The sequence below is a fragment of the Cellulosimicrobium cellulans genome, assembly GCF_001722485.1.
Lineage (GTDB): Bacteria > Actinomycetota > Actinomycetes > Actinomycetales > Cellulomonadaceae > Cellulosimicrobium > Cellulosimicrobium cellulans_A.
The window spans coordinates 1-12,897 of record NZ_LWGL01000094.1; the positions used below are offsets into that span (position 1 = coordinate 1).

A 12,897-nucleotide genomic window follows, 5' to 3' on the forward strand; every position below is an offset into this window, starting at 1 on the left:
GCAGCCGTCGGGCCCGACGGCGTGGCGCCCTCCGAGGGGTCGGCCGCGGCGCCGGCGTCGAGGCCGATCCCGGCGAGCACCGGGTCGGTGCCCTGCGGCGCGCGGAGGCGGGCGTCGTCGGTCACGGTCGCGGCGACGAGCCGCAGACCCTCGCGCACGTAGCCGGCGCGACCCGTGAGCCCGCCGAGCACGAGGAGGGCCGAGGCGAGCATCCCGTGGTCCTCGAGCGTCGCGACGGCGTCCGAGACGCGGTCGCCGACCGACGCGCGGGCGAGCGTGCCGTCGGGCCGCACGTGCGTCGCGAGCAGCCGGTCCGCGGCGGTGCACGCGGCGTCGGTGAGCTCCGGCAGGCCGAGGTGGTGCCCGGCGCGCGCGAGCGCCTCGACGGCGAGCCCGTTCCAGCCGGTGAGAACCTTCGTGTCGAGCGGCGGCGGCTCGTGCGCCGCACGCTCCTGCGGCGGCAGCAGGTACCAGCCGCCCTCCACGCGCCGCCCGTCGAGCGTCGACTCCGAGTCCTGCGCGCTCGCGAACGCGCCGCCCGGCAGGCGCAGGGTCTCCCGCAGGAACCGTCCGACACCCGCGGCGACCTCCGCGGCACGCGCCGCCCCGTCCTCGTCGCCGGCGCGACCGCGTAGGACCGCGAGCGTCGTCGCCGCCGACAGGAGCTGGGCGTTGTCGTAGAGCATGCGCTCGTAGTGCGGCTCGGACCAGTCCGCCCGCGTCGCGTAGCGGAAGAAACCGCCGTCCGCGTCGCGCAGCGGGCTCGCCGCCATCGCGTCGACCGTCCGCCCCGCGAGCGCGAGGGCCCGCGCCGCGACCGCGTCGTCGACGACCGACGACGCCGCGACGTCGAGCAGCAGCTCGATCCCCGGCGCGACGGGGAACTTCGGCTCCCTGCCGAACCCCCCGTGCGTGCGGTCCTCGACCGCCTCGAGGCCGTCGAGCACGCCCGGTGCCCACCCCGCGACGTCGAGCTCGCCCGCCGGCCCGGTCGGCCCGCCGGGCACCCGGCCGGACGCGGCGTCGCGCAGCGCCGCCCGGATCGTCTCGCCCGTCTCGAGGACCTGCTCGCGCCGCTGCTCCCACGCCTGGGACACGGCGTCGAGCACGTCGCGGAACGCGGGGTGGCCCTGGACGGCCACGGGCGGCCAGTACGTCCCCGCGTAGAACGGCGCGCCGCCCGGCGTGGTGAACACCGTGAGCGGCCAGCCGAGGTGCTGCGTGAACGCGCTGGCCGCCGCCATGAGGCTCGCGTCGACGTCCGGGTGCTCCTCACGGTCCACCTTGACGGCGACGAACCGCTCCGCCAGCGCCGCGCCGACCTCCGGGTCGGAGAAGCTCTCGCGCGCCATGACGTGGCACCAGTGGCACGTCGCGTACCCGACCGACACCATGACGGGCACGTCGCGCCGGCGCGCCTCGGCGAACGCGTCCTCTCCCCACGGGTACCAGTCGACCGGGTTGTCGGCGTGCTGGCGCAGGTACGGGCTCACGGCGTCGGCGAGACGGTTGACCATCCGTCCACCCTGGCAGAGCCCGCCCGCCCCGCCACCCGCGGGCGACGTTCACAGCGGCCCGAGCACCGTCTCCGGCGCGGCGTCCAGGTCGAGCGCCGCGAGCACCTCGCCGAGCGCGCGCTCCTCGTAGCGGAAGTGGGACTCCATGATCGCCCCGACCCCGTCGAGGTGACGGGCCACCTCGAGCGCGGTGGACGACCCGACGGGCGCGTCCCGCACGCGGTCGAGCGCGGCCTCCAGGTCGGCGAGGAGGAAGGCGATCATGCCGTGGTCCTGCCGCAGGGCGCGCACGACGGCGCCCAGCTCCGGGTGCCGCCGCTCGAGCTCGGGGAACAGCGCGGCGTCCTCGCTCGTGTGGTGCCGGGTCAGCGCGGTGCAGAAGCCACGGCAGTACACGAGCAGGTCCTGGCGCGGGTCGGCCCGGCCGCCGTCCCGAGGACCGTCCCGGGCGTCGTCCGCCGTCTCGCGGACGAGCTCGAGCGCACGGCGGAGCCGGCCGTGCACGGCGGTCATCTCGTCGTACCAGGCCACGAGCCTGCTCTTCTCGCCCTCACTCACGGGTGAGGAACGAGGAAAGGGTCCGCACGCTGCGCACGGGTACCCCCTTCCGGGTTCGACGCCTCCATGCCTGACGCAGTCCGCCACCGGCACGCGACGCTGGCCCGCACCCTACCGGGGCGCGCCCGGGCCGTCGAGGGCGCCGGGAGCGTGGTCGCGCCGGGTCAGGCGTGCAGACGGCGCAGGAACTCGCGCGTGCGCGGCTGCTGCGGGTCGCCGAGCACCTGCTCGGGCGTGCCCCGCTCGTGCACGCGACCGTCGTGGAGGAAGCACACCTCGTCGGCGACGCGCCGCGCGAAGCCCATCTCGTGCGTCGCGACGAGCATGGTGCGGCCCTCGGCGCGCAGCTCGGCGAGGAGGTCGAGCACCTCGCCGACGAGCTCGGGATCGAGCGCGGAGGTCACCTCGTCGAGCAGGAGGAGTTCGGGCTCGTTGACGAGCGCCCGCGCGATCGCGGCGCGCTGCTGCTCGCCGCCGGAGAGCTGGTCGGGGTAGGCCGTGACCTTGTGGCCGAGGCCGACGCGCCGCAGCATCGCGACGGCCGCGTCCTCGGCCTCCTCGCGCGCCCGCCGGTGCACGAGGCGCGGCGCGAGCGTGACGTTGTCGAGCACGCGCATGTGCGGGAACAGGTTGTAGGCCTGGAACACCATGCCCATCCGCGCCCGCACCGCGTCGGCGTCGAGGCGCGGGTCGGCGACGTCCTCGCCGTCGAGGAGGATCTCCCCGTCGTCGACGTCGTCGAGCAGGTTGACCACGCGCAGCAGCGTGGACTTGCCGGATCCCGACGCACCGACGAGGACGACGCACCGGTGCCGGTCGACGTCGAGGTCGATGTCGTCGAGCACGACGCGCCGCGCAGCGGCCTCGTCGGCGAGCGCGCCTGCCGCGCGCCGTCGGGCCCCGCGCACGCGTGCCGCCTGCGGGGCGGGGTACGTCTTGCGCACGGCGCGCAGCGAGAGCAGGTGCGTCATCGGATGTCCCCCGCCCCGCTCACCGTCGCGAGCGACCGGCCCCAGCCGCGCCGCGCCTGGTAGGCGTCGACCGCCCGGGTCAGCGGGAACGACACGAGGAAGAACAGCAGGCCCGCGACGACGTACGGCGTGAAGTTGTAGCTGCCCGTCGTCGCGATCTGGGCGGCGCGGATCGCGTCCACCGCGCCGAGGACGGAGATGAGACCCGAGTCCTTCTGCAGCGACACGAGGTTGTTCGCGAGCGGCGCCGTGACGTTGCGCACCGCCTGCGGCAGCACGACGCGCCGCGTCGTCTGGGCGCGCGTGAGCCCGAGCGACCGCGCGGCCGCGACCTGCGACGGGTGCACCGACTCGATGCCGGCGCGGAACACCTCGGCGAGGTACGCGGTGTACGTGAGGACGATCGCGAGCGCCCCGAGGAACGCGCCGGACGTGGGCAGCCACTCCAGGCGCAGCGCGGGCAGGCCGAAGCCGACGAGGAGCAGCACGAGCAGCAGCGGGACGCCGCGGAACAGGTCGACGTAGACGATCGCGAACGCGCGCAGCGGGAACAGCGCCGGGATGCGGCTCGTGCGGGCGATCGCGAGCCCGAGGCCCAGCAGGGTCCCGACGACGCCCGCGATCACCCACACCCGTAGGTTCAGCCACAGCCCCTCGAGGATCGCGGGCAGCGACTCCCACGCGTTCGCCGGGTCGAAGAACGCCGTGCGCGCGCGCTCCCAGCCGGGCGCGTTGACGACGACGAGCACGACCGTCGCGACGACGACCACGGTGCTGACGAGCGCCACGAGCGCCGAGCGGCGCCGCTGCGCGCGGCGGAACGCCGCCCGGTCGAGCGCGAGCGGCGAAGGCGTCCAGGGGGCGTCCGCCCGCACGGGCGTGCGCCCGTCGTCGGGCTCGGTCACGTCACTCGAGGACGGGGATGTCGTCCGACTTCAGCCACGTGGTGCGCAGCTCGGCGAGCGTGCCGTCCTCCTCGAGGGTGTCGACCGCCTGCGAGACGCAGTCCGTGAGCTCCGACCCCTCGTCGAGCACGAGGCCGTACTGCTCGACGACGCCCTGGTCCGGCAGCGTCCCGATGACCACGGAGTCCGGGAAGTACTCGGTCGACGCCGCGACGCCCTGGTCGACGTCCATGACCATCGCGTCGATGGTCCCCGACTGCAGCGCCTGCATGCCGTCGCCCGCAGCGTTGTACGGCGAGATGTCCGCGTCCTCGCCGAACGCGGCCTCCGCGAGCGTGAGGCTCGTCTGGGCGGCGGTCACGCCGATGCGCGCGCCCTCGAGGTCCGCGAGCGTCGTCGCGCCCGCGTACGGGCCGTCCTCCATGACGATGACGCCCTGGCGCGTCGTGAGGTACGGGCTGGAGAAGTCGACGGCCTGCTCGCGCTCCTCCGTGATCGACGTCTGGTACGCGGCGATGTCGAACGGCTTCACGGCCGGGCTGATGATCTGCTCGAACGTGACCGTCTCCCACTGCACCGCGTCGCGGTCGTAGCCGAGCTCCTCGGCGACCGCGTAGACCAGCGCCGACTCGAAGCCCTCGCCCGACTCGGGCTCGCCTGCGTACCAGGGCAGGTACGGCTCGCTCGCGCCGACGGTGAGCACGCCGTCGGTCAGCGTGGGCAGGTCGCGCGGCGCGCAGGCGGCCTCCGCGCTGCCGGACGTGACGTCGGCGGTCGGCTCCTGCGCGTCGTCGCCGGACGAGCACGCGGCGAGGACGAGGGACGACCCGACGAGCAGGGCGAACGGCGCGAGCACGGGACGGCGGGAGGAGCCCGCCCGGGGAGACGGCGACATGGTGCCGAGCGTAGTCCCGCCCGGGTCGCCGTCGGGGGGCCCTCCGCCCGCTGGGACGGTGCGGCTCGTCACACCGCCCGCCCGCGGCGTGCGTGGCGGGCACCGAGGTGCGCACGATGGCCGCGACCCCCCGAGGAGGAACCATGACGGAGAACACCGACGGACCGCCCGCCGCCGAGCCGGTCGGGGAGCTCGAGGTCGTGCACCTCTTCCACGGCCCCATGCCGACCGGCGTGACGGTGTCCCGGGCCGGCCGGGTCTTCGTCAACTACCCGCTGTGGGGCGACGACGTCCCCGCGACCGTCACCGAGCTGCGCGACGGCGAGGCCGTGCCCTTCCCGGACGAGGCCTGGAACTCCCCGTCCGGTCCGGGCGACGCCTCCGCGTTCGTCTCGGTGCAGAGCGTCGTCGTCGACCCGGCCGACCGGCTGTGGGTCCTCGACACCGGCAGCCCGATGTTCCGCCCCACCGAGCCGGGCGGGCCGAAGCTCGTGTGCGTCGACCTGGAGACCGACCGGGTCGCGCAGGTGATCACGTTCGACCCCGAGGTGGCGCTGCCGAGCACGTACCTCAACGACGTCCGCTTCGACCTGCGCCGCGGCGAGGCAGGAATGGCCTTCATCACCGACTCCTCGGACTCGGGCCCGAACGGGATCGTCGTCGTCGACCTCGCCAGCGGCGAGGCGTGGCGACGCCTCCACGACCACCCCTCGACGAAGGCGCTCGGCTGGGACGGGCACCGTCCCGTGGTCGAGGGCCGCCCGATGGTTCAGGCGCCCGAGCCCGACGCCGAGGCGCAGCCCGTCGCGATGGGCGCCGACGGTATCGCGATCTCCGCCGACGGCTCGCGCCTGTACTACTGCCCGCTCGCGAGCCGGCGGCTGTGGAGCGTGTCCGTCGACGCGCTCGTCGACCGGTCGGCGGACGACGACGCCGTGGCCGCGACCGTCGTCGACGAGGGCGACACCGGCTCGGGCTCCGACGGGCTCGAGACGGACGACGCCGGCCGCCTGTACCTCACGGCGTACGAGCGCGACGCCGTCCTGCGCCGCGACCCCGACGGCACCCTCGAGACCGTGGTGCACGACCCGCGGCTGCTGTGGCCGGACACGATGTCCGTCACCGACGGCTGGCTCTACGTCACGGCGAACCAGCTGCACCGGCAGGCGACCTACCAGCGTGGCGAGGACCGGCGCCGCAAGCCGTACGCGCTGTTCCGCACGCGCATCGACGCCGGTCCTGTCCGGCTCGCGCCCTGACCGGCGACCGACCCAGGAGAAGACGGTGACCACGCCCGACGACCGCGCGCGACCGGACCACCACGACCCGACGAGCGGGATCGGCGGCGCCCCGCCCGCCCGGAGCGCGCTGACGCTCCGGCTCGTCCTCGCGGGCTTCGGGCTCGTCGCGTGCGTGGTCGCGGCCGTGCTCCTCGCGGGCGCCGGGGCGCCGACCCTGCTCGTCGTCGCGTTCGTCGTGCTCGCGGCCGTCGCGCTGGTGGACCTGGTCGTCGTGGCGCGGCGCAAGCTGCGCGGCGAGCCGGGTTGACGCCGCGCCCGGGAGGGCGTCGCGTCAGCCGCCCGTCACGCGCGCCGGGTCGAGGTCGAGCCGGCGCAGGAGCTGGGCGTTGAGCGCGACGACGACGGTCGACACCGACATGAGGATCGCGCCGACGGCCGGGGACAGGACGAACCCGGCGCCCGCGAGGACGCCCGCCGCGAGGGGCACGGACAGGAGGTTGTACCCCGTCGCCCACACGAGGTTCTGCCACATCTTCCGGTAGGACGCCGTGGACAGCGCGATGACCGACACGACGGCACGCGGGTCGTCGGAGGCCAGCACCACGCCCGCCGACTCCACGGCGACGTCCGTGCCGGCCCCGAGGGCGATGCCGACGTCGGCGCGGGTGAGCGCGGGCGCGTCGTTCACGCCGTCGCCCGCCATCGCGACCCGGTGCCCGCGCCGCTGGAGCTCGGCCACCTTCGCGTCCTTGTCGGACGGCAGCACCTCGGCGAAGACCTCGTCGATGCCGAGGCGGGTGGCGACCGCGTCGGCGACGTGCTGCGCGTCGCCCGTGACCATCGCGACGCGCACCCCGCGCTCGTGCAGGGCACGCACGGCCGCCTCGGACTCGGGGCGGACCGCGTCGGCCACCGCCAGCGCGCCGACGACGCGGCCGTCGACGAGCACGTGGAGCACGCTCGCCGCCTCGTCCCGCCACCGCGCCGTCGGCCCCGCGAGGTCCTGCGGCACGCTCGCGCCCAGCTCGTCCAGCAGCGCCGGGCCGCCGACGTGCACGGTGCGGCCCTCGACCGCGGCCGACACGCCCCGGCCGGGCAGAGTCGTGAAGTCGCTCACCGGCGGGCGCGGTCCGGTGTGCGCCGCGACGACGGCGCGTGCGACGGGGTGCTCGCTGTCGGCCTCCACAGCCGCGGCGAGCGCGAGCAGCTCGTCGTCGCCCGTGCCCGCGGCGCCGGCGTGCCCGACGAGCGTCGGACGGCCGGTGGTGAGGGTCCCGGTCTTGTCGAACAGCACCGTGTCGACCGTGCGCATCCGCTCGAGCGCGAGCCGGTCCTTCACGAGGACGCCGGCACGGGCCGCGCGCTCGGTCGAGATCGCGATGACGAGCGGGATCGCGAGGCCCAGGGCGTGGGGGCACGCGATGACGAGGACCGTCACGGTCCGCTCGACGGCGTCCGGCATGTCGCCGACGAGCGCCCACACGACGAAGGTCAGCACGCCGGCCACGAGCGCGAACCAGAAGAGGAAGCCGGCCGCCCGGTCGGCGAGCGCCTGGGCGCGCGAGCTCGACCCCTGGGCGTCGGCCACCAGGCGCTGGATGCCCGCGAGCGCCGTGTCCGCGCCCACGGCCGTGATGCGCACGCGCAGCGTGGAGTCCGTCGCGACCGTGCCGCCGACGACCTCGTCCCCGGTGCCTCGGCGCACGGGGCGCGACTCCCCCGTGATCATCGACTCGTCGAGGTGCGCCGCGCCGTCGACGACGACGCCGTCCGCCGGGACTCGCCCGCCGGCGCGCACGAGGACGACGTCGCCGGTGCGCAGCGCGTCGAGCGCCACCTCGGTCGTCCCGTCCTCGGTGACCTTCTCCGCGACGTCGGGCAGGAGGGCGGCGAGCGCGTCGAGCGCGCCGGACGCCGCGCCGAGGGCACGCATCTCGAGCCAGTGCCCGAGGAGCATGATCACGACGAGCAGCGCGAGCTCCCACCAGAAGTCCAGCGACATGGCCGCGCCGAGCGTCGTCGCCCAGGACGCGACGAACGCCACGGTGACGGCGAGCGCGACGAGAAGCATCATCCCGGGGCGCCGCGCCCGCGCCTCGGTGACCGCGCCGGTGAGGAAGGGCCAGCCGCCGTAGAGGAAGACGACCGTGCCGAGGACCGGCGAGACCCACGTCGAACCGGGGAACGACGGCGGGGTGTACCCCAGGAGGTCCGCGAACATGGGGCTGAGCACCACGACCGGAACCGCGAGGACGAGGCTCACCCAGAACCGGTCGCGGAACGCGGCGGCGTGGTGCGCGTGCCCGGCGTCGCCGTGGCCGGCGTGCGCATCGGCCGCCGAGCGGTCGTGGTCGTGGTCGTGGTCGTGGTCGTGGTCGTGGTCGTGGTCGTGGTCGTGGTCGCGCCCGTGCTGGTGAGCGTGCCGGGGCGTGCTCTGGTCCGTCTGCGGACCGGTCCTGGGCTCGTGGTCACCGGTCGCCGCGTGACCGCCGTGCTCGTGCTGCATGGTCATCACCTCGTGATCCCTTCATACCCCCATGGGGTATTCAGCGCAACCACTCCGGCTCCGACGATGTTCCCGGCCGGCGACCGCCTGCCGGCGGAGCCTCGGCTCGACGCGGTCCGCGCAGACCCGGACCGGGAGCAGCCCGCCTGCCGCGGGAGTCGTGGGAATGACGAAGGCCCGGACCCACTGTCGTGGGCCCGGGCCTTCGTCGATGTCCTGCGACATCAATCGTAGCGGGGGCAGGATTTGAACCTGCGACCTCTGGGTTATGAGCCCAGCGAGCTACCGAGCTGCTCCACCCCGCGTCGGTGAACACCACATTACGCGATGTCCGGGACCCGGCCAAATCGAGCCGGGGAGACCTGCGTCACGGTCCGCGCCCGCGACCAGCCGGAACGCCCGGACGGGCGGGACCGCTGGTGTGCGGTCCCGCCCGTCCGGCGCCCTGGTGCGCGTCCGGGGTCAGCCCTCGGACGACGCGGCGTCGAGCTCCTCCTCGGCGGCGAGCGCCGCCTCGAGCGCCGACTGCAGGCGCTCCTGCGCCTCGCCGTACGCCCCGAAGTCGCCCTCCGCGAGCGCCGCCTGGCCCTCCTCGATCGCCTGCTGCGCGGCGCGCAGCGACTCGTCGAGGCGGGCGCGGGCCTCGCCGCTCACGGGTGCGTCGGCCGGGGGTGCCGGCTGCTCGGCGTCCGGGACGGTGCCCGGGTCGGTGCCCGGGTCCCCGACGCCGGGCTCCTCGACCCCGGTGTCCGGGTCGGCCGTCTCGCCGTCGGCCGGCTGGTCCGGCACCTCGGTGTCGACCCCGCCGTCGGCGTCGCCGGCGCTCGCGCCGGAGTCGCCGCCGAACACCTGGTCGAGCGCCTCGTCGAGGGTGTCGGCGAACCCGATCTCGTCGCCGAACGACACGAGCACCTTGCGCAGCAGCGGGAACTGCGTGCCCTGCGTCGACTGCACGTACACGGGCTGCACGTACAGCAGGCCGCCGCCGACCGGGAGGGTCAGCAGGTTGCCGTTGATGACGCTCGAGTCACCCTGGCGCAGCAGGTTGAGCTCGGTCGACACCGTCGGGTTCGAGTCGAAGTTGTTCTGCACCTGACCAGGTCCGGGCACGGTCGAGTTGCGGGGCAGCTCGAGCAGCCGCAGCGTCCCGTAGTCCTCCGAGCGCTGCCCGTCCTGGTCGCCCGGCTCGGCGTCGACCGCGAGGAACCCCGTGAGGATGTTGCGGTCGCTCTGGCCGCCCGGGATGAACGTCGACATGAGCGAGAACTTCGGGTCGTCCTGGCTCGGCATCTGCAGCGTCAGGTAGTACGGCGGCTGGAGCGGCGTGACGCCGCCCGCCGTCGACGCCGTCGGGTCCTCCGGGCTGCGCCAGAAGTCCTGGCCGGAGAAGAACTGGCGCGCGTCGTCGACGTGGTAGCTCGCGAGCAGCGTGCGCTGGACCTTGAACAGGTCCTCGGGGTAGCGCAGGTGGCTCATGAGGTCCCCGCTGATCTCCGACAGCGGCTGCACCGAGCTCGGGAAGACCTGCGTCCACGCCTGGAGGACCGGGTCCTCCGTGTCCCACGCGTACAGGTCCACCGACCCGTCGTACGCGTCGACGGTCGCCTTCACCGAGTTACGGATGTAGTTGACCTCCTGCGGCGCGAGCGCCTCGACGGAGTTCTGCGCGACGAGCGAGTCCGCCGTCGACTCGTCGAGCGACGCCGACGTCGAGTACGGGTAGGCGTTGCTCGTCGTGTAGCCGTCGACGATCCACTTGACCCGGCCGTCGACGACCGCCGGGTACACGCGGCCGTCGAGCGTCAGGTACGGCGCGACCTTGGCGACGCGGTCGCGCGGGCTGCGGTCGTACAGGATCTGCGACTCCGAGGTGACGCGGTCGGAGAACAGGATCTGCTCGGAGCCGAACTTCAGCGCGTAGAGCGTCTTGTTGAGGAACGACCCGACGCTCGGGCCGGCGGCGATCTCCTCCGTGGGGAAGGTGTTGTTGACCTGGCCGCCCGCGTCGTCGACCGGGTAGTCGAGCTCCCACGGGTCCGTGCCCTCGGGCGCACCGACGATCGAGTACTCCGGCGCCTCGGGGCTGAAGTAGATGCGCGGCTCGTAGCCGCCGGCGTCCGTGAACGCGCCGGTGGAGGGGATGCTGCCCTCGTAGAACGCGGGGCGGCCGTCCGGGCCGATCTGGTTGCCGTACGCGGCGACCACGCCGAACCCGTGGGTGTAGACCGTGTGGTCGTTGACCCAGTTGCGCTGGTCCGCGCCCAGGCCGTCCTGGTTGAGCTCGCGCACCGCGATGACCGTGTCGCGGCTCTCGCCGTCGATCGTGTACCGGTCGACGGACAGCGACTCCGAGAACTTGTAGTACTGCTTGTTCTGCTGGAGCTGGCTGAACGACGGGCTGACGATCTCCGGGTCCAGGAGGCGGATCGACGCCGTCGTGTCGGCGTCCTCGCGCAGCGCGCCGGCCTCGGCCTCGGTGCTCGCGTTGTACGACTCCGTCTGCACGTCGTCGATGCCGTACGCCGCCTGCGTCGCGTCGATGTTGCGCTGGATGTACTCCTCCTCGAAGTCCTGCGCGTTCGGCGTGACCTGGAAACGCTGGACGACGGCCGGGTACACCCCGCCGATCGCGATCGCCGAGACCACCATGAGCCCCACGCCGATCGCCGGCAGGCGCCAGTTGCCCCGCACCGCCGCGACGACGAACAGCGCCGCGACGAAGAGCGCGACGACCGTGAGGATCGCCTTGGAGGGGATGACGGCGTGCACGTCGGAGTAGGACGCGCCGTCGAACCGGTCGCCGGACGAGGTGAGGATCGAGTACCGGTCGAGCCAGTAGTTCGCCGCGATGAGCACCATGAGGACCGCGGCGATCACCGACAGCTGAACGCGCGCGGCGGTCGTCGTGCGCGGCCCGGCGTCGGAGCCGCCGCCGATCCGCAGCCCGCCGTACAGGTAGTGCGTCGCCACGGCCGCGATGCCGGAGATGATCACGGCGGCCATGAGGAAGCTCACGAGGAACCGCACGGCGGGCAGCGTGAAGACGTAGAAGGACAGGTCGATGCCCCACTGCGGGTCCTGCGTGCCGAACGGCACGGAGTTGAACGCGAGCAGGACGGTCTGCCACTGGGACGCCGCGGCCGCACCGGCGAAGAAGCCGACGAGCGCGGGCGCCACGATCATCACGACCTTGCGCAGCGGCTCGATCGCCTCGCGGTACTGGTCGAGCGTCGCCTGCTCCGGCGTCGACGGCGCGTAGATCGGCCGGGACCGGTAGGCGAGCGAGAACGACAGGAAGACCAGCCCGCCCATGACGAGGAAGCCCCCGACGAAGAGCGCGATGCGCGTGCCCCACTGCGTCCACAGCACGCGCTCGTAGTCGAGCTGGGTGAACCAGAGGACCTCGGTCCAGAACTGGGCGAGCAGGAGGAGCAGGACCACGAGGACGCCGACGACGGCGATCGCGATCCCGATCGGGCTCCGGCGCCTGGTGGTCCGGCCCCCGGAGGACGGCCGGCGTGGCGCTGCGGCGAATGACACGGTGGGTTTACCTCTTTGCGTCGTGACTCGGACGTGCACGGGCGGCGACAGGCCTCGCCCACCGGGACAACGCCCACGCTCCCCTCAAGGTTCCCACGCCGGGGCGCCTCGCGGGACTCCGAGGACCGCGGTGCGACGGCGCGCCGCTCTGCGACGATGGGCGGATGCCGAACGCCGACGACACCCCGCACCCGGGCACGGACGACGCCCCCGCGACGCCCGCTCCCGCGAGCCCGGCCCTGCCGCCCGACCAGCGCGCCCTCGCGCTCGCCGTCCACGAGGTCGAGACGCACGCGTCCGCCGCGGGGTGGGACGCCCCGCCGCGCCTCTTCGCCCTGGTCAGCACGGCGCGCGCCCTCGCCGAGGACCCGTCGCTCGCGGACCGTCTGCCCGCCGACGCCGTCGCCGCCGCGGCCGCCGACCCGCACCACGTCCTGTCGGTCGAGCAGGAGGGGTTCGTCGTGGAGGCGGATCTCGAGGAGGCGCTCGCCCGGGTCGCGTGGCCGAGCACGGTCGACGGGACGGCTCTCGTCGTCGAGCGCATCGTCCTGCCGCCGTCGGCGGAGGAGGGCGTGCCGGAGGACCAGGACGCCGCCCTGGACTACCTCGCCAACCACCCGGACCGGCAGGACGTGCGCGTCGCCGTCGGCGTGCTGCGCGGCGGGCCCGCCTGGTGCGCCGTCCGCTCGCGCGCGCACGACGCGACGGCCGACGTCGCGTCCGGGCCCGACCTCGTGCCGGGCCTCGTCACCGCGCTGCGCGCG

At 74.3% G+C, this 12,897-nt stretch carries 10 protein-coding genes and 1 tRNA gene; 3 read left to right on the top strand and 8 right to left on the bottom strand.

Going from position 1 to position 12,897, the window contains the following annotated elements:
- The 5 genes from JZ5iCDA_RS11155 to JZ5iCDA_RS11175 all read right to left on the bottom strand — a co-directional run.
- Nucleotides 1–1,517: thioredoxin domain-containing protein (locus JZ5iCDA_RS11155; protein WP_069387245.1), on the bottom strand; the 1,517-nt coding region annotated here is incomplete at its 3' end.
- 48 nt (nt 1,518–1,565) lie between these two features.
- A complete protein-coding gene (locus JZ5iCDA_RS11160) occupies nt 1,566–2,075 on the bottom strand; it encodes a hemerythrin domain-containing protein (RefSeq protein ID WP_069387246.1) in 510 nt (169 codons plus the stop codon).
- Nucleotides 2,076–2,239: 164 nt separating this feature from the next.
- Nucleotides 2,240–3,046 carry an amino acid ABC transporter ATP-binding protein gene (locus JZ5iCDA_RS11165; protein WP_083259911.1) on the bottom strand — a complete coding sequence of 269 codons (807 nt, stop codon included), beginning with the start codon at nt 3,044–3,046 and terminating at the stop codon, nt 2,240–2,242.
- Nucleotides 3,043–3,951, bottom strand: coding sequence for an amino acid ABC transporter permease (locus JZ5iCDA_RS11170; RefSeq protein ID WP_083259912.1), 909 nt, complete (start codon nt 3,949–3,951; stop codon nt 3,043–3,045). The genes JZ5iCDA_RS11165 and JZ5iCDA_RS11170 overlap by 4 nt, the downstream gene beginning before the upstream one ends.
- Nucleotide 3,952: 1 nt before the next feature.
- The gene (locus JZ5iCDA_RS11175) at nt 3,953–4,846 is read right to left on the bottom strand and encodes an ABC transporter substrate-binding protein (protein ID WP_069387247.1); all 894 of its coding nucleotides are present in this window, start codon (nt 4,844–4,846) and stop codon (nt 3,953–3,955) included.
- A gap of 143 nt (nt 4,847–4,989) precedes the next feature.
- Between JZ5iCDA_RS11175 and JZ5iCDA_RS11180 the strand changes: the two genes are divergently transcribed.
- Together JZ5iCDA_RS11180 and JZ5iCDA_RS11185 are read left to right on the top strand one after the other, a co-directional pair.
- On the top strand, nt 4,990–6,105 hold the full coding sequence (locus JZ5iCDA_RS11180; RefSeq protein WP_069387248.1) for an L-dopachrome tautomerase-related protein: 1,116 nt from the start codon (nt 4,990–4,992) through the stop codon (nt 6,103–6,105).
- A gap of 25 nt (nt 6,106–6,130) precedes the next feature.
- Nucleotides 6,131–6,394, top strand: a complete 264-nt coding sequence (locus tag JZ5iCDA_RS11185; protein WP_069387249.1) for a DUF6343 family protein — start codon at nt 6,131–6,133, stop codon at nt 6,392–6,394.
- A 24-nt stretch (nt 6,395–6,418) separates the two neighbouring features.
- Here JZ5iCDA_RS11185 and JZ5iCDA_RS11190 read toward each other — a convergent pair whose 3' ends face one another.
- The 3 genes from JZ5iCDA_RS11190 to JZ5iCDA_RS11200 form a co-directional block, all read right to left on the bottom strand.
- Entirely contained in the window at nt 6,419–8,593 is a 2,175-nt protein-coding gene (locus JZ5iCDA_RS11190) for a copper-translocating P-type ATPase (protein ID WP_253182055.1), read from the bottom strand.
- A 231-nt stretch (nt 8,594–8,824) separates the two neighbouring features.
- Nucleotides 8,825–8,898, bottom strand: a tRNA-Met gene (locus JZ5iCDA_RS11195).
- A gap of 157 nt (nt 8,899–9,055) precedes the next feature.
- Nucleotides 9,056–12,133, bottom strand: coding sequence for a UPF0182 family membrane protein (locus tag JZ5iCDA_RS11200; protein WP_069387250.1), 3,078 nt, complete (start codon nt 12,131–12,133; stop codon nt 9,056–9,058).
- A 164-nt stretch (nt 12,134–12,297) separates the two neighbouring features.
- Between JZ5iCDA_RS11200 and JZ5iCDA_RS11205 the strand changes: the two genes are divergently transcribed.
- Nucleotides 12,298–12,897: PPA1309 family protein (locus tag JZ5iCDA_RS11205; RefSeq protein WP_069387251.1), on the top strand; the 600-nt coding region annotated here is incomplete at its 3' end.